This window comes from Jejubacter calystegiae (genome assembly GCF_005671395.1).
GTDB lineage: Bacteria > Pseudomonadota > Gammaproteobacteria > Enterobacterales > Enterobacteriaceae > Jejubacter > Jejubacter calystegiae.
Genome location: NZ_CP040428.1, coordinates 2,131,638 through 2,146,189, shown reverse-complemented (window position 1 = coordinate 2,146,189; position 14,552 = coordinate 2,131,638). Strand labels below are relative to the sequence as shown.

Sequence of the window (14,552 nt, the reverse complement as noted above, 5' to 3'; positions counted from 1 at the left end):
GTGTACCATTTTTACTCGAGTCGCTAATTTTTGCCGTAAAGTGCTGAACCGCGAAGACGGCGCCCAGCAGGCGCACTCCGCACAGCCTGTCATGACGGTGATCCCGCGCGATCGGCACACCATTTCCCGCAAAGACATCAGTGAAAATGCCCTCAAGGTACTCTATCGTCTCAACAAAGCGGGATATGAAGCCTGGCTGGTTGGCGGCGGCGTCCGCGATCTGCTGCTGGGGCAGAAGCCAAAAGATTTTGACGTCACCACCAACGCCACGCCGGAGCAGGTCCGTAAGCTGTTCCGCAATTGCCGTCTGGTGGGGCGCCGCTTCCGCCTTGCCCATGTGATGTTCGGGCCGGAAATTATCGAAGTCGCCACCTTCCGCGGCCATCATGAAGCGCAAACCGACCGCCAGCTTTCCCAGCGCGGGCAAAACGGGATGCTGTTGCGCGACAACATCTTCGGCTCCATCGAAGAAGATGCCCAGCGCCGCGACTTCACCATCAACAGCCTCTACTACAGCGCCGCCGACTTTACGGTACGCGACTATGTCGGCGGGCTGCGCGACCTGCAGGAAAAACGCATTCGCCTGATTGGCTCCCCCGAAACCCGCTATCGCGAAGATCCGGTGCGGATGCTGCGCGCGGTGCGCTTCGCCGCCAAACTCGGCATGACCATCAGCCCGGAAACCGGCGATCCTATTCCCCGTCTGGCCAATCTGCTCAACGACGTGCCCGCAGCCCGTCTGTTCGAGGAGTCGCTAAAGCTGCTGCAAGCCGGTTACGGCTACGAAACTTATCGGCTGCTGCGCGAATATCAACTGTTTCAGCCGCTGTTCCCCAGCATCACCCGCTACTTCACCGAAAGCGGCGACAGCCCCATGGAACGCATCATTGAGCAGGTGCTGAAGAACACCGATAACCGTATTCTGAACGGCAAGCGTGTTAACCCGGCCTTCCTGTTCGCCGCCATGCTGTGGTACCCGCAGTTGGAAATGGCGCAGAAGCTGACCCAGGAGAGCGGGCTTGCTTACTACGACGCCTTTGCCCTGGCCATGAATGAAGTGCTGGACGAAGCCTGCCGCTCTATTGCCATTCCAAAGCGTATTACCTCGCTGATTCGCGATATCTGGCAGCTGCAGCTGCGGCTTTCCCGCCGTCAGGGCAAACGCGCCTGGCGCCTGATGGAACACCCCAAATTCCGCGCCGCCTACGATCTGCTGGAACAGCGCGCCGTGGCCGAGAACAACGGCGAACTGCAGCGTCTGACCCAGTGGTGGGGCGAATTCCAGGTGGCCCCACCGCCGCAGCAGAAAAATATGGTCAGCCAGCTTGGCGATGAGCCCAGCGGCCGCAAGCGTCACCGTCGTCCGCGCCGTCGCGCTCCCCGACGCGAGGAGAAATAGTGGCCCTGTGCTACATCGCCATCGGCAGTAATCTGGCCTCTCCGCTGGCGCAGGCTCGCGCCGCCGTAGAGGCCCTGGATGGCCTTCCTCAGACCCGACGCGTCGCGCTCTCTGCGTTTTATCGCACGCCACCGCTCGGCCCCCAGGACCAGCCCGACTACCTCAACGCCGCCGTAGCGCTGGAAACCGCGCTCGAGCCCGAAACGCTGCTCGAGAGTACCCAGCGCATTGAGCTGGAGCAGGGCCGCACCCGTAAGGCCGAACGCTGGGGACCCCGCACTCTGGATCTCGACATCATGCTGTTTGGCGATCTGACTCTCGCCACGCCGCGCCTGACGGTCCCCCACTACGACATGAAAAACCGCATGTTTATGCTGTGGCCGCTGTTCGAAATCGCGCCCGATCTGGTATTCCCCGATGGCCAGAGCCTGCGCGACTGCCTGGCGCGTCTGACTGACCCAACGCCGGTGGTATGGTAACCGGCCACCCGTTATTCATATTGTGGCAACAGAATCTCCCCTCACTTTATAGCACTGGCATTCTTCCCCGGGATCTTTCAGAATGCGCTATCGTTTTGTTACGGGGGATATTATGAAAGCGACAACCATCACCCACCTACGCCAGCTCAAAGAGCAGAACAAGAAATTCGCCAGTATTACCGCCTACGACTACAGCTTTGCCAGACTCTTCGCCGACGAAGGCATCAGCGTGATGCTGGTGGGCGATTCTCTGGGTATGACCGTCCAGGGTTATGACTCCACACTGCCCGTTACCGTTGACGATATCGCCTGGTGCACCCGCGCCGTACGCCGGGGCGCGCCAGGCTGCCTGCTGCTTGCCGACCTGCCTTTTATGGCCTATGCCACTCCCGAACAGGCATTTGATAATGCCGCTCAGGTCATGCGCGCCGGCGCCAATATGGTGAAAATTGAAGGCGGCCAGTGGCTGGCGGACACCGTACGCCTGCTGACTGAACGCGCCGTGCCGGTCTGTGGCCATCTGGGGCTGACGCCGCAGTCGGTTAACATCTTCGGCGGCTATAAGGTTCAGGGGCGCGGCGATGCGGCCGCTCAGACGCTGATGGAAGACGCTCAGGCGCTGGAAGCCGCCGGTGCGCAGCTGCTGGTGCTGGAATGCGTGCCTAAAGCGCTGGCTCAGCGCATTACCGACGCCCTCTCTATTCCGGTGATCGGCATCGGCGCCGGCAACGGCACCGACGGTCAGATTCTGGTGATGCACGATGCCTTCGGCATCACGGGCGGCCACATCCCCAAATTTGCTAAAAACTTTCTTGCCCAAACCGGTGATATCCGCGCAGCCGTGCGCCAGTATGTCGCCGAAGTCGAGTCCGGGGCTTACCCGGGTGACGAACATAGTTTTGAATAACAGGAGTAATCGCTGTGTTGATCGTTGAAACCTTACCGCTGCTGCGTCAGCAAATTCGCCGCTGGCGGAAGGAGGGGAAACGGATTGCGCTGGTTCCAACCATGGGCAACCTGCACGATGGCCATATGAAACTGGTCGACGAAGCCCGCGAACGCGCCGATGTGGTGGTAGTCAGTATTTTCGTGAATCCGATGCAGTTCGACAGGCCTGACGATCTGGCGCGCTATCCCCGCACGCTGCAGCAGGATAGCGAAAAACTTAACAAGCGTCGTGTGGACGTGGTATTCGCTCCTACGCCGCAGGAGGTTTACCCCAAAGGCATGGAAGGACAGACCTTCGTCGAGGTGCCGGAACTCTCCACTATCCTGGAAGGTGCCAGCCGCCCTGGCCACTTCCGCGGCGTCTCTACCGTGGTCAGCAAGCTGTTCAACCTGGTGCAGCCGGACGTCGCCTGCTTCGGCGAGAAAGATTTTCAGCAACTGGCGCTGATCCGCAAGATGGTGGCGGATATGGGCTACGATATCGACATCGTCGGCGTCCCTACGGTACGCGCGAAGGATGGCCTGGCGCTGAGTTCCCGCAATGGCTATCTCACCTCCGGTCAGCGTAAAATCGCCCCGGGCCTGCATCAGGTCATGAAGGAGATTGCCGCCAAACTTAGCGCAGGTGAACGCGACTGCGAAGAGATTCTCGCCATTGCCGCCCAGGCGCTGAACGAAAAAGGCTTCCGCGCCGACGATCTGCAAATCCGCGATGCCGATAGCCTGCTGGCTCTGACGCCGGAAAGCCAGCGCGCGGTAATTCTGATGGCCGCCTGGCTCGGTGAAGCGCGCCTGATTGATAATATGCAGGTCACGCTTACAGAGTAGACAGCAGACGCCTGATGGGGTAATACTGCCCCACTTTCCCAGGGCCAGGCCCGCCTGGCCCTTGTTCCGTATGACTTAATGACCAGGGTTTAACGCTATGATTCGTACTATGCTGCAGGGCAAACTTCACCGCGTCAAAGTAACGCAGGCCGATTTGCACTATGAAGGCTCCTGCGCCATTGACCAGGATTTCCTCGACGCGGCAGGTATTCTGGAATATGAAGCCATCGATATCTACAACGTCACCAACGGTAAGCGCTTTTCGACCTATGCCATCGCCGCCGAACGCGGTTCGCGCATTATCTCGGTGAATGGCGCCGCGGCCCACTGCGCCAGCGTTGGCGATATCATGATTATCGCAAGCTATGTCACCATGCCAGATGAAGAAGCCCGTAGCTGGCAGCCGAAAGTCGCCTACTTCGACGGTGATAACGAAATGAAGCGTATTGCGAAGGCTGTGCCGGTGCAGGTCGCCTGATAGCCCCTTCGTCAGCGTATAAAAAAACCGGAACGTCAGATGGCGTTCCGGTTTTTTTACGAGGAGAATTAGCTACGCAGCCCACGCCCGCGCTGGATCAGTCGCCAGCACAGCAGATAGAACGCAGCAATAAAGATAAGCAGTACGCCAACGGTCAGCGGCAGTTGAACGTCACTCACCCCCAGGAAGCCGTAGCGGAACCCGCTAATCATATAGACGATGGGGTTCAGCTTGGAGAGTGCCTGCCAGAAAGGCGGCAGCAGCGTCAGCGAATAGAATACCCCGCCCAGATAGGTCAGCGGCGTCAGTACAAAGGTCGGTATCAGGCTGATATCGTCAAAGGTGGTGGCGAATATCGCGTTCAGCAGCCCCGCCAGCGAGAACAGGATCGCGGTCAGCAGCAGGGTCAGGGCCACAAACAGCCACGAATGCACGTGGAACGGTACAAAGAACAGCGAAATCGCCGTGACCAGAATCCCCACGCACAGGCCGCGGGCCACGCCGCCGCCGACATAACCCGCAATAATCACGTGGGTCGGCACCGGCGCCACCAGCAGCTCCTCGATATTGCGCTGGAATTTAGATCCAAAGAAAGAGGAAGCCACGTTGGCGTAAGCGTTGGTGATCACCGCCATCATGATCAGACCCGGAACGATAAACTGCATATAGCTAAAGCCGTGCATCTCGCCAATGCGCGAACCAATCAGATTACCGAAGATAATAAAGTACAGGGTCATGGTGATCACCGGCGGCACCAGAGTCTGGATCCAGATGCGCATAAAACGGTGAATCTCTTTCGCCCAGATGCTCTTCAGGGCGACCCAGTAAAGCTGCATCATGCCGGCTCTCCTTTCTTCTCATGGACCAACGTGACAAACAGCTCTTCCAGTCGGTTAGCTTTGTTACGCATACTTAATACCTGAATACCCTGTGCGCTCAGCTGAGCGAAGACGCTATTGACCCCCTGCTCGCGCAGCACTTCCACCTCCAGCGTCGAGGTATCCACCAACCGGTACTGATAGCCGTCCAGCTTAGGAATCGGGCTTTTCGGCGCCAGATCGAGGATAAAGGTTTCCGACTTCAGCTTGGAGAGCAGATCTTTCATGGAGGTGTTCTCCACCAGCTCCCCGCTCTGGATAATACCGATATTGCGGCACAGCATCTCCGCCTCTTCCAGATAGTGGGTGGTCAGGATAATGGTGGTGCCCTGGTCGTTCAGATCCTTCAGGAAGGTCCACATTGAGCGGCGCAGTTCAATATCCACTCCGGCTGTGGGCTCATCCAGAATCAGCAACCGCGGCTCATGCATCAGCGCCCTGGCGATCATCAGGCGACGCTTCATACCGCCAGAGAGCATGCGCGCACGTTCGTTGCGTTTTCCCCACAGATCGAGCTGCGTCAGGTATTTTTCGCTACGCGCTATCGCCTCGCGGCGCGGTACGCCGTAGTAACCCGCCTGATTCACGACGATCTGCTGTACCGTCTCGAAGGGGTTAAAGTTAAATTCCTGCGGCACCAGCCCAAGCTGGCGCTTGGCATTCACCACATCACGCGCCAGGTCATAGCCGAAGACCTTGACCTGGCCTGCGCTTTTATTGACCAGCGAGCTGATAATACCGATGGTGGTGGATTTTCCTGCGCCGTTAGGCCCCAATAGTGCGTAAAAATCACCGGCTTCTACGCGCAGATCGATGCCTCGCAACGCCTGAACGCCGCCGGGATAGGTTTTCGTCAGTTGCTCAAGTTCCAGTGCATATGCCATAGATTCAGCTTGCCTTGTTTTTCTTACACGAGTTATATGGTTTAAAAAAAAGTTGAGTTGCCCTATATTACCCCAACGCACTAATCTGGTTACAGGTTGTTAACCTCTATGAAAGATATCGACAGTCTCATCAGCAATAACCGTCTCTGGTCCAAAATGCTGGTGGAAGAGGATCCCGGCTTCTTTACGCAGCTTGCTCAAGCTCAGAAGCCCCGTTTTCTATGGATCGGATGTTCCGACAGCCGCGTTCCCGCTGAGCGCCTCACCGGCCTGGAGCCGGGCGAGATATTCGTTCACCGTAACGTGGCTAACCTGGTTATCCATACCGACCTGAACTGTCTTTCCGTGGTTCAGTACGCCGTCGATGTGCTGGAGGTCGAGCATATCATTATTTGCGGTCACTACGGTTGTGGTGGCGTGCAGGCGGCGGTGGAAAATCCCGAACTGGGGTTGATCAACAACTGGCTGCTGCACATTCGTGATATCTGGTTTAAGCACAGCTCCCTGCTGGGCGAACTGCCGGAAAGTCAGCGCATGGATACGCTTTGCGAGCTGAACGTGATGGAGCAGGTCTATAACCTGGGCCACTCCACCATTATGCAGTCAGCGTGGAAACGTAACCAGAAGGTCACCATCCACGGCTGGGCCTACGGCATTCACGACGGCCTGCTGCGCGATCTGGACGTAACCGCCACCAGCCGCGAGTCGCTGGAGCAGAACTACCGTAAGGGCATCTGCAACCTGCGTCAGCAGCATCAAAACCATAAATAATGTTAAGGGCCGCATCGCGGCCCTTTTTGTTACTCGTCCAGCAGAACGACTTTGCCGACGTAGGGCAGATGGCGATAGTGCTGAGCGTAATCAATGCCGTAACCCACCACAAATTCGTCGGGAATGGAGAAGCCGATATATTCAACCTTAACGTCCACCTCACGGCGCGAGGGTTTATCCAGCAGGGTACAGATAGCCAGTGATTTCGGCTCACGCAGGCGCAAAATCTCACTCACCCGGCTCAGGGTGTTGCCGGAGTCGATAATATCTTCCACGATCAGCACATCCTTACCGCGAATATCCTCATCCAGATCCTTGATGATTTTCACGTCACGGGTGCTGGACATCCCGCTCCCGTAGCTGGAAGCGGTCATGAAGTCGACTTCATGAGGCACTTCAACCGCCCGGCACAGATCCGCCATAAAGATAAAGGAGCCGCGCAGCAGCCCCACCAGCACCATTTCGCTGCCGCTGTCGCGATAGCGTTCATTAATCTGCTGCCCGAGCTCTGCGACACGCGCCGCGATCTCCGCTTCCGGGATCATCACTTCTACTTTATGTTTCATCTGTATAACCAAATAATTTGCTGATAAGGCTCTGCTCCGCGGCCCTTCATTCAGAGAAAGTGCCCGCGTGAATCGAAAGATCGCAGAGTATAACAGCAAACCCCCCACCTTCGCTTCTTTGCATCAAAAGCCTTTTTTGTGATCGTTATCACACATGTAAATAACTATAATTAATTGCTATCAAAAATTAATGGAACTCTTCGCTATGGAAAAACAACAACCCCGGCCACGTATGGTCGTGACGTTATCCGCTCTGTTTGCGTTGTTAACAGGACTCTGGCTGTTGGGAGGTGGTGTCTGGCTGGTCGCGATCGGCGGCTCCTGGTACTACCCGATAGCCGGCATCGTCATGCTGGTGGTTGCCTGGTTGCTGTGGCGCCGCAGCGCCGCTGCATTATGGCTGTATGCCCTTCTGCTACTCGGCACCATGCTATGGGGCGTTTGGGAGGTCGGCTTCGACTTCTGGGCCCTGACACCGCGTTGTGACGTGCTGGTATTCTTCGGTATCTGGCTACTGTTGCCCTTTATCTGGCGCAACCTCGTTCATGTCAGTCTGGCTATTCCTGCACTGGTCGTCACCTTGCTTATCAGCGCCGGGATCCTGACCTGGGCTGGATTTAACGACCCTCAGGAGATCCACGGTACCCTGCCGACCGACGCCACGGCAGCGGCGCAGAGTTCCGATATTCCTGACGGCGACTGGCCAGCCTATGGACGCACCCAGGAAGGCCAGCGTTACTCGCCCCTTAAGCAGATCAACGCTGACAACGTGCACCAGCTAAAAGAAGCCTGGGTGTTTCGTACCGGCGATCTGAAGCAGGATAACGATCCGGTCGAGATCACTAACGAGGTCACGCCGATCAAAGTGGGCAATAGCCTGTTCCTGTGCACCGCGCACCAGCGCCTGTTCGCCCTGGATGCCGCCACCGGGCAAGAAAAATGGCATTTTGATCCTGAACTGAAGACCGACCCTTCATTCCAGCACGTGACCTGCCGCGGCGTCTCTTATCATGAGGCTACCCCCGACAATGCTGCGCCGGATGTGGTGGCAGACTGCCCGCGCCGTATCATTCTGCCAGTTAACGATGGCCGCCTGTTTGCCATTAACGCCGATAACGGCAAACGCTGCGCCAGCTTTGCCGATAACGGCGAACTGAATCTGCAGAGCAATATGCCGGTCACTACGCCGGGCATGTACGAACCCACCTCGCCGCCGATCATTACCGACAAGGTCATTGTGATTGCCGGAGCGGTCACCGATAACTTCTCGACCCGCGAGCCTTCCGGCGTGATTCGCGGATTCGACGTGAATACCGGTAAGCTGCTGTGGGTCTTCGACCCCGGCGCCAAAGACCCGAATGCTATTCCGGCCGACGAGCATCACTTTACCCTGAACTCGCCGAACTCCTGGGCGCCGTCGGTTTACGATGCGAAGCTGGATCTGGTCTACATCCCGACCGGGGTGACCACGCCGGATATCTGGGGCGGCAATCGTACGCCGGAGCAGGAGCGCTATGCCAGCTCGATTCTGGCGCTTAACGCCACCACCGGTAAACTGGAGTGGTCCTATCAGACCGTGCATCACGATCTGTGGGATATGGATATGCCTTCCCAGCCGACGTTGGCGGATATTACCGATAAAGACGGCAACACCGTTCCGGTTATCTACGCGCCGGCCAAAACCGGCAACCTGTTCGTGCTGGACAGACGCACCGGTAAAACCGTGGTACCTGCCCCAGAGCGTCCGGTTCCGCAGGGCCCTGCAAAAGGCGATCGTCTGTCGCCTACTCAACCGTTCTCTGAACTGACGTTCCGTCCGGAGAAAAAACTGACCGGCGCCGATATGTGGGGCGCTACCATGTACGATCAGCTGGTGTGCCGGGTGATCTTCCACGGTCTGCGCTATGAAGGCACCTTTACCCCGCCTTCCGAACAGGGCACCCTGGTCTTCCCGGGTAACCTGGGGATGTTTGAATGGGGCGGTATCTCGGTCGATCCCAACCGCCAGGTAGCCATTGCCAACCCGATGGCGCTGCCGTTCGTTTCGAAACTTATCCCGCGCGGGCCGGGTAATCCGATGGAGCCGCCGAAGGATGCCAAAGGCTCCGGCACCGAATCCGGTATTCAGCCGCAGTACGGCGTACCTTTTGGCGTTACCCTGAATCCGTTCCTGTCGCCGCTCGGCCTGCCGTGTAAGCAGCCGGGCTGGGGTTATATTTCAGGTATCGATCTCAAGACCAACACCATCGCCTGGAAGAAACGCATAGGTACTCCGCGCGACAGCCTGCCGTTCCCGCTCCCGTTCTCGCTTCCCTTTAATATGGGAATGCCGATGCTTGGCGGGCCGATCTCTACCGCCGGTAACGTGCTGTTTATTGCCGCCACCGCGGACAACTATCTGCGCGCCTATGACATGACCAACGGCAAGAAGCTGTGGCAGGCACGCCTGCCCGCAGGCGGTCAGGCCACGCCTATGACCTATGAGGTTAACGGTAAGCAGTATGTGGTGATCTCCGCCGGGGGGCACGGCTCTTTCGGTACGAAGATGGGTGATTATATTGTCGCGTATGCGCTGCCGGATGAAGCAGAATAAGCGTATATGACAAACGAGCTATGGTAACGGAAATGATTCCGTTACCATAGTTATTACAAAAGCTGCGATAAGATAACTTATTCGTTATCAGAGAAGAGGAAAGAGATTTATTTTAATCAGCAGCGAAAAATAGCATGAAGAAGTGAATTCAGCCAGTTACCGCAAGCAGGCGGGCGCGGACTACACGGCGGAGTAACGACAACCGGAGGACGACAGCAACCGCCATAATAACCCCCAGAAACGACATTAAGCTCAGAGTCAGTAATATTTCTCATGGTGAATATCCCTATTATTAATTGTATTAACTTGCCTTTACGGGCGCTTTCATAATCCCCGGAAAAATAAGTTGCCTTAGTTTACACAACAGCAGACAGTTTATGTAAAACCACGCCTAAACCAGAAATCGCCGGGAAACAAAATGTATGATATACGTCCTTTAAATAAAAACCACCCCTCCCAAAAAAATCCGATATCAACTTTGTCAGATCATGCTTTTAAAAATTCATTATTTTTCTTATTGTTAGCTCAGAACACAACGCAATTAAATAGACTGTGAGGGAAATTAAAAATCCGTTTTTAATATATAGCCTGTAGCCAGCAAGTCGTTCGGTGGCTTCCTCTGTTTCCGGAAAAGCGAACTTCGGGAACCTATTATTCAGAATAGCATTCAGATTAAATGCTCCCAACTTCCTGAAATCAGCGTTTCTCATCAAGAAACATACCGGTAATGGGCTTTTTCGATTGACAAAATATGGCTACACGGGAGCTTACGCAGACGGCGGTCTTCGCCCGCCGCAGCGCCCCAGGCTCAACCCACGGTAAAACCCAACATCATCCCGGTATCTTCATGTTCCAGCAGATGGCAGTGGGCCATATAGCTGTGTTGCGCAGGGGCGGTATGATCGAAACGTACCAGCACTTCGCTGCGCTTGCCTTCCACCCGCACCGTATCTTTCCAGCCGCGGCGATGCACCGCTGGCGGCTTGCCGTCTTCCGACAAAATACGGAACTGGGTACCGTGGATGTGGAACGGATGCAGCATCATGTCGCCTTCACCGGAGATGATCCAGCGCTCGTACTGCCCGCGCGGCACGTTAAATGACGGGGTGTTCATGTCGAAGGCCTTGCCGTTAATCTTATTGGCGTTATAGATATCCAGCTTCCGATCGCCGTTCGCCATCCTGCCCATAGCACCATGATCCATCGCGCTATGGCCCATTCCCCCTTTCATCTGTTCCATATCGCCATGGCCCATAGCACCGTGATCCATCCCGGCCATAGCCTCCTGACCATATTTTGCCATCAGTGCCTGCATGCCCATCTGATCCAGGCGGGGATCCATCATCAGTTGCAGCCAGCGGGTATTAAGCCCTTCAAGCTTCGGGAGTTCAGGCACCTTCGCCAGGGTATCCGGCAGCTCGCCGGAGCCGTGAACCGGTACTGGCTGGATACGCACCACCGGCTGAGGTTTATCAAAGGGTGCAACCTGCATCCCCATCTGTGTCACCGGTAGCGCCATAATCTCGAAGGGTTTGGCATCCTTCACTTCCACCAACACCTCAAAGCGTTCCCCCATCAGCACAGGCAGGCTTTCGACCTTCACCGGCTCCGCCAGCAGACCGCCGTCGCTGCCTACCACATACATCGGGCGACCGTCGCTGGTCGCCAGCTCCAGCGAGCGGGCGTTACAGCCGTTCAACAGGCGCAGTCGCAGCCAGCCGCGCAGCGCGCCGAATTGAGGGTAATTAACGCCGTTGCATAACAGTGTATCGCCAAACCAGCCTACCGCGGCGCTCATGACGTCCAGTTGATAGTCGATCTGGCCATCGGCATCGAAGCGTTTATCCTGAATAATCAGCGGAATATCATCGATTCCCCACTGCTTCGGCAGCATCAACTGGCGGCTTTCCAGGTCATCAATCAGAACCAGTCCGGCCAGGCCCATCGCGACCTGATGGCCGGTTTTACCGTGCTGATGCGGGTGGAACCAGCAGGTGGCGGCGCGCTGCTGCGGCGTGAACGAAACCCGGCGACTCGCGCCTGAGGCAATTACGCCCTGAGGGCCACCGTCCACTTCACCGGGGATTTCCAGGCCGTGCCAGTGTACCGTGGTGCTTTCCGACAGCCGGTTATGAATTTCAACGTTGACCTTTTTACCCTGCTCAAGGCGCAGCGCCGGCCCCAGCAGAGAGCCGTTATAACCCCAGGTGGTTGCCTGATGGCCCGCCAGCATGCTTTTCCCGACCTGGGCCGTCAGGCGAATCGAGCTCTGAGCGTCGGGTTCCAGCAGTGTGGGAATCGGTAACCGCGGGCGCTCTGCGGCATAAAGACGACCGCTAAGCAAAGGGAAACTACTGAGTACGCCCAGCGCGGCAGAATACTTCAGAAAATCGCGGCGTTGCATGATCCATTGTTCCTTATTAACCGGTATCGGACATGGGAGCATAGACCTTCTTCCTGGGGGAGGGTCAAGCCTCTGTCGGTTATTTGCACAACTTTTCTATCGTCGGATGAATTTAGTGATCCAGGTAGAGGAAATTCTGCCAGCTTTTCATACGAATCAGGATTTTACGAATCATCGCCAGGTGGTGAAAATGGTCCGAATAGACCGCCACTTCCACCGAAGTTCCCTGCGGCAGAGGATAGGCGGCCAGCCGTTTATCGGTGACATTCAGCATGACCAGCGCGCGGCCGTCGGTCTGTAGCGCCGAGGTGGTCAGCAGTTTTCCCTGGGCCTGAAGCTGACTTTCGCCAATAGCGGGCAGCACCTGCACCACTTCGCCTGCAAACACCTTGCCGGGAATGGCCGGGAAGATAAACTCCGCCTTGTAACCCGGCTTCAGGCGCTGGAGCGAATTCTGGCGAAACGCGGCGACGTAGCTCGCAGACTGGTGAGTATCGGTCGGAATAAAGGTCATCACCGGCGCCAGCCCCAGCGCCGTTGCCATCACGCCCGGACGCAGCCCCACCTGAGTGACATAGCCATCAGAAGGCGCGCGCACTACGGTATGGTCCAGCTTAAACTGCGCCTTACGCAATTCCGCCATCAGCGCCGCCACGGCGGTATTATCGCCGTTGATTTCCGAATCCAGCGCCAGCTTCGCTTCGCGCACCTTCGCCTGTGCCGCCTCTACGGCCGCCTGAGATGCTTTATAGTTTTGCCGACGGCTGTCGATCATCTGGTCGGAAAATGCCCCTTTGGCATATCCGGCCTGGAAACGGGCGTACTCACGCTGGTCTTTATCACGCTGTGCCACCGCTCGCTGAAGTTCCGCCCGGGCGCCTGAAAGGCTGGCATCCAGCGATAGCGCCCCCTGGCTGGCCTCTTTCACCTGAGCCTTCAGATTATCTACCTCGGCCTGAAATGGCGTGGGATCGATACGGAACAGAACATCGCCCTGCCTGAGCGGCTGATTCGGTTTCACCGGCACCTCAATCACCCGACCTCGCACCTGGGGAACAATCGGCACCGAACGAAAAACCTGGCTGCCCATTCGGGTATAGGGCGTGTTGTAATTCATTACTAATACCAGGGCGCCAATCATAATAATGCCCCCCAGTACCGCAGTCGGTACGGTCCATTTATTCAGCGGGATTTTAAATAACTTAAAGATAACAATACACAGCGCCGCGTAGGTCAGTAACATTAACGTTTCCATTATTGTTCCTCCTGCTGCGAATGCGGGTTATTGGCGGTTTTCAACACAGCGATTTCCTGACGTAATTCATCAATCTGGTTATTCAATTGCGCCATATGGTGCTGAATATCATGCTGTTCCTGGGCAATTTGCTGAATGCCCCAGCCCCGGTCTTCACGCCACAGCGTGGCCCAGATCCACAGTAGCGGCCACAGGACGTGCAGCGTGAACAGACTGACCCATCCGGCATAATGGATGGCATCCTGATGCGGATGATTGCGCTTTTTAGCAATTTCATAGGGAATATCGTGTATCACGATAATGCCGTAGAAAATAATCAACGCCACGGCGATGAATATTCCCAGAGCAACATAATCCAGGGTCATGGTTTCTCCATAAAAGGCATAGCAGCGAACCCGCCTGAAGCAGGTGAATGAAATAACAGGCAGCTCAACAGAAACAGCGAGAACGCACTCCGGACAGGGTGGCGATGACGGAGAGAGTGGGTAACCGCCCGGGCGCTGGCGAACGTTATATCAGCCTTATCTGATAATCAGAACTTAATCCGTGATTAAGTAAACCGCTCACCATCCCCTGTTGCCATTGATCTCGGTTATTTCCTGGTAATAACCGCTCGTAGCGCTTTGGCAAAATATGCTAACGTCTGGTATCCATCCAGAAGCGGTAGTCGTAATGAAGAAGTTTGTCAGGGCAATGCTGTTGGGCGGCCTGCTGGGGTTTTCCACCGCCAGCCAGGCGCTTAACGAATCAGAAGCGGAAGATATGGCCGATCTCACGGCAGTTTTTGTCTTTCTTAAGAATGACTGCGGTTACGATCACCTGCCTAATGACCAGATCCGTCGCGCGCTGGTTTTCTTCGCACGACAGAATCAGTGGGATCTGAGCAATTACGAAAATTACGATATGAAGCGGCTGGGTGAAGAGAGCTATCGCGATCTGAGCGGCATTGCCGTACCCACCCAGAAGAAGTGTAAAGCGCTGGCCCGTGACTCCCTCAGCCTGCTCGCCTGGGCGAAGTAACCCTCCGCTCTCCTACGCTGAAATAATGTGCATCCCCCTCCATTGTTAG

The 14,552-nt window shown here is 56.3% G+C and carries 14 protein-coding genes; 8 read left to right on the top strand and 6 right to left on the bottom strand.

All coding sequences use genetic code 11. The features are described 5' to 3' along the window. Positions 1-7: 7 nt before the first annotated feature. The 5 genes from pcnB to panD all read left to right on the top strand — a co-directional run bounded on the left by pcnB (position 8) and on the right by panD (position 4,132). Entirely contained in the window at positions 8-1,399 is a 1,392-nt protein-coding gene (pcnB, locus tag FEM41_RS09865) for a polynucleotide adenylyltransferase PcnB (RefSeq protein ID WP_206665554.1), read from the top strand. After that, positions 1,399-1,878: a 2-amino-4-hydroxy-6-hydroxymethyldihydropteridine diphosphokinase gene (gene folK / locus FEM41_RS09860; protein WP_138095810.1), complete on the top strand. Its 480-nt coding sequence runs from the start codon at positions 1,399-1,401 to the stop codon at positions 1,876-1,878. The genes pcnB and folK overlap by 1 nt, the downstream gene beginning before the upstream one ends. Before the next feature lie 112 nt (positions 1,879-1,990). Continuing rightward, positions 1,991-2,785, top strand: coding sequence for a 3-methyl-2-oxobutanoate hydroxymethyltransferase (panB, locus tag FEM41_RS09855; protein ID WP_138095809.1), 795 nt, complete (start codon positions 1,991-1,993; stop codon positions 2,783-2,785). Positions 2,786-2,799: 14 nt separating this feature from the next. After that, positions 2,800-3,654, top strand: a complete 855-nt coding sequence (gene panC / locus FEM41_RS09850) for a pantoate--beta-alanine ligase (RefSeq protein ID WP_138095808.1) — start codon at positions 2,800-2,802, stop codon at positions 3,652-3,654. A 97-nt stretch (positions 3,655-3,751) separates the two neighbouring features. Beyond that, positions 3,752-4,132: an aspartate 1-decarboxylase gene (gene panD, locus FEM41_RS09845; RefSeq protein WP_138095807.1), complete on the top strand. Its 381-nt coding sequence runs from the start codon at positions 3,752-3,754 to the stop codon at positions 4,130-4,132. A gap of 68 nt (positions 4,133-4,200) precedes the next feature. Here the strand turns inward: panD and FEM41_RS09840 are convergent, their stop codons facing one another. Together FEM41_RS09840 and FEM41_RS09835 are read right to left on the bottom strand one after the other, a co-directional pair. Continuing rightward, positions 4,201-4,971, bottom strand: coding sequence for an ABC transporter permease (locus FEM41_RS09840; RefSeq protein ID WP_138095806.1), 771 nt, complete (start codon positions 4,969-4,971; stop codon positions 4,201-4,203). Then, positions 4,968-5,894 (bottom strand): ABC transporter ATP-binding protein, encoded by a 927-nt coding sequence (locus FEM41_RS09835; protein ID WP_138095805.1) that lies wholly within the window; start codon positions 5,892-5,894, stop codon positions 4,968-4,970. The genes FEM41_RS09840 and FEM41_RS09835 overlap by 4 nt, the downstream gene beginning before the upstream one ends. 108 nt (positions 5,895-6,002) lie before the next feature. Between FEM41_RS09835 and can the strand changes: the two genes are divergently transcribed. Beyond that, complete coding sequence (gene can / locus FEM41_RS09830) at positions 6,003-6,665, top strand: carbonate dehydratase (protein ID WP_138095804.1); 663 nt, start codon at positions 6,003-6,005, stop codon at positions 6,663-6,665. 29 nt (positions 6,666-6,694) lie between these two features. On the opposite strand, the gene hpt is transcribed toward can, so the two are convergent. Then, positions 6,695-7,231: a hypoxanthine phosphoribosyltransferase gene (gene hpt / locus FEM41_RS09825; protein ID WP_138095803.1), complete on the bottom strand. Its 537-nt coding sequence runs from the start codon at positions 7,229-7,231 to the stop codon at positions 6,695-6,697. Positions 7,232-7,436: 205 nt separating this feature from the next. On the opposite strand from hpt, the gene FEM41_RS09820 reads away from it, so the two are divergent. Then, positions 7,437-9,824 (top strand): glucose/quinate/shikimate family membrane-bound PQQ-dependent dehydrogenase, encoded by a 2,388-nt coding sequence (locus FEM41_RS09820; RefSeq protein WP_138095802.1) that lies wholly within the window; start codon positions 7,437-7,439, stop codon positions 9,822-9,824. 808 nt (positions 9,825-10,632) lie between these two features. Here FEM41_RS09820 and cueO read toward each other — a convergent pair. The 3 genes from cueO to FEM41_RS09805 form a co-directional block, all read right to left on the bottom strand. Beyond that, a complete protein-coding gene (gene cueO / locus FEM41_RS09815; protein ID WP_138095801.1) occupies positions 10,633-12,228 on the bottom strand; it encodes a multicopper oxidase CueO in 1,596 nt (531 codons plus the stop codon). Positions 12,229-12,340: 112 nt separating this feature from the next. Continuing rightward, positions 12,341-13,483, bottom strand: a complete 1,143-nt coding sequence (locus FEM41_RS09810) for an HlyD family secretion protein (protein WP_138095800.1) — start codon at positions 13,481-13,483, stop codon at positions 12,341-12,343. Next, complete coding sequence (locus FEM41_RS09805) at positions 13,483-13,848, bottom strand: DUF3302 domain-containing protein (RefSeq protein WP_138095799.1); 366 nt, start codon at positions 13,846-13,848, stop codon at positions 13,483-13,485. The genes FEM41_RS09810 and FEM41_RS09805 overlap by 1 nt, the downstream gene beginning before the upstream one ends. Positions 13,849-14,155: 307 nt before the next feature. Between FEM41_RS09805 and FEM41_RS09800 the strand changes: the two genes are divergently transcribed. Then, positions 14,156-14,503, top strand: coding sequence for a YacC family pilotin-like protein (locus FEM41_RS09800; protein WP_138095798.1), 348 nt, complete (start codon positions 14,156-14,158; stop codon positions 14,501-14,503). Positions 14,504-14,552 lie beyond the last annotated feature (49 nt).

What these genes read in the sequence shown, in the direction of transcription:
- panB (WP_138095809.1), top strand. Translation starts at nt 1,991, where the DNA reads ATGAAAGCGACAACCATCACCCACCTACGCCAGCTCAAAGAGCAGAAC.
- panD (WP_138095807.1), top strand. Translation starts at nt 3,752, where the DNA reads ATGATTCGTACTATGCTGCAGGGCAAACTTCACCGCGTCAAAGTAACG.
- FEM41_RS09840 (WP_138095806.1), bottom strand. Translation starts at nt 4,971, where the DNA reads ATGATGCAGCTTTACTGGGTCGCCCTGAAGAGCATCTGGGCGAAAGAG.
- FEM41_RS09835 (WP_138095805.1), bottom strand. Translation starts at nt 5,894, where the DNA reads ATGGCATATGCACTGGAACTTGAGCAACTGACGAAAACCTATCCCGGC.
- can (WP_138095804.1), top strand. Translation starts at nt 6,003, where the DNA reads ATGAAAGATATCGACAGTCTCATCAGCAATAACCGTCTCTGGTCCAAA.
- hpt (WP_138095803.1), bottom strand. Translation starts at nt 7,231, where the DNA reads ATGAAACATAAAGTAGAAGTGATGATCCCGGAAGCGGAGATCGCGGCG.
- FEM41_RS09820 (WP_138095802.1), top strand. Translation starts at nt 7,437, where the DNA reads ATGGAAAAACAACAACCCCGGCCACGTATGGTCGTGACGTTATCCGCT.
- cueO (WP_138095801.1), bottom strand. Translation starts at nt 12,228, where the DNA reads ATGCAACGCCGCGATTTTCTGAAGTATTCTGCCGCGCTGGGCGTACTC.
- FEM41_RS09810 (WP_138095800.1), bottom strand. Translation starts at nt 13,483, where the DNA reads ATGGAAACGTTAATGTTACTGACCTACGCGGCGCTGTGTATTGTTATC.
- FEM41_RS09805 (WP_138095799.1), bottom strand. Translation starts at nt 13,848, where the DNA reads ATGACCCTGGATTATGTTGCTCTGGGAATATTCATCGCCGTGGCGTTG.
- FEM41_RS09800 (WP_138095798.1), top strand. Translation starts at nt 14,156, where the DNA reads ATGAAGAAGTTTGTCAGGGCAATGCTGTTGGGCGGCCTGCTGGGGTTT.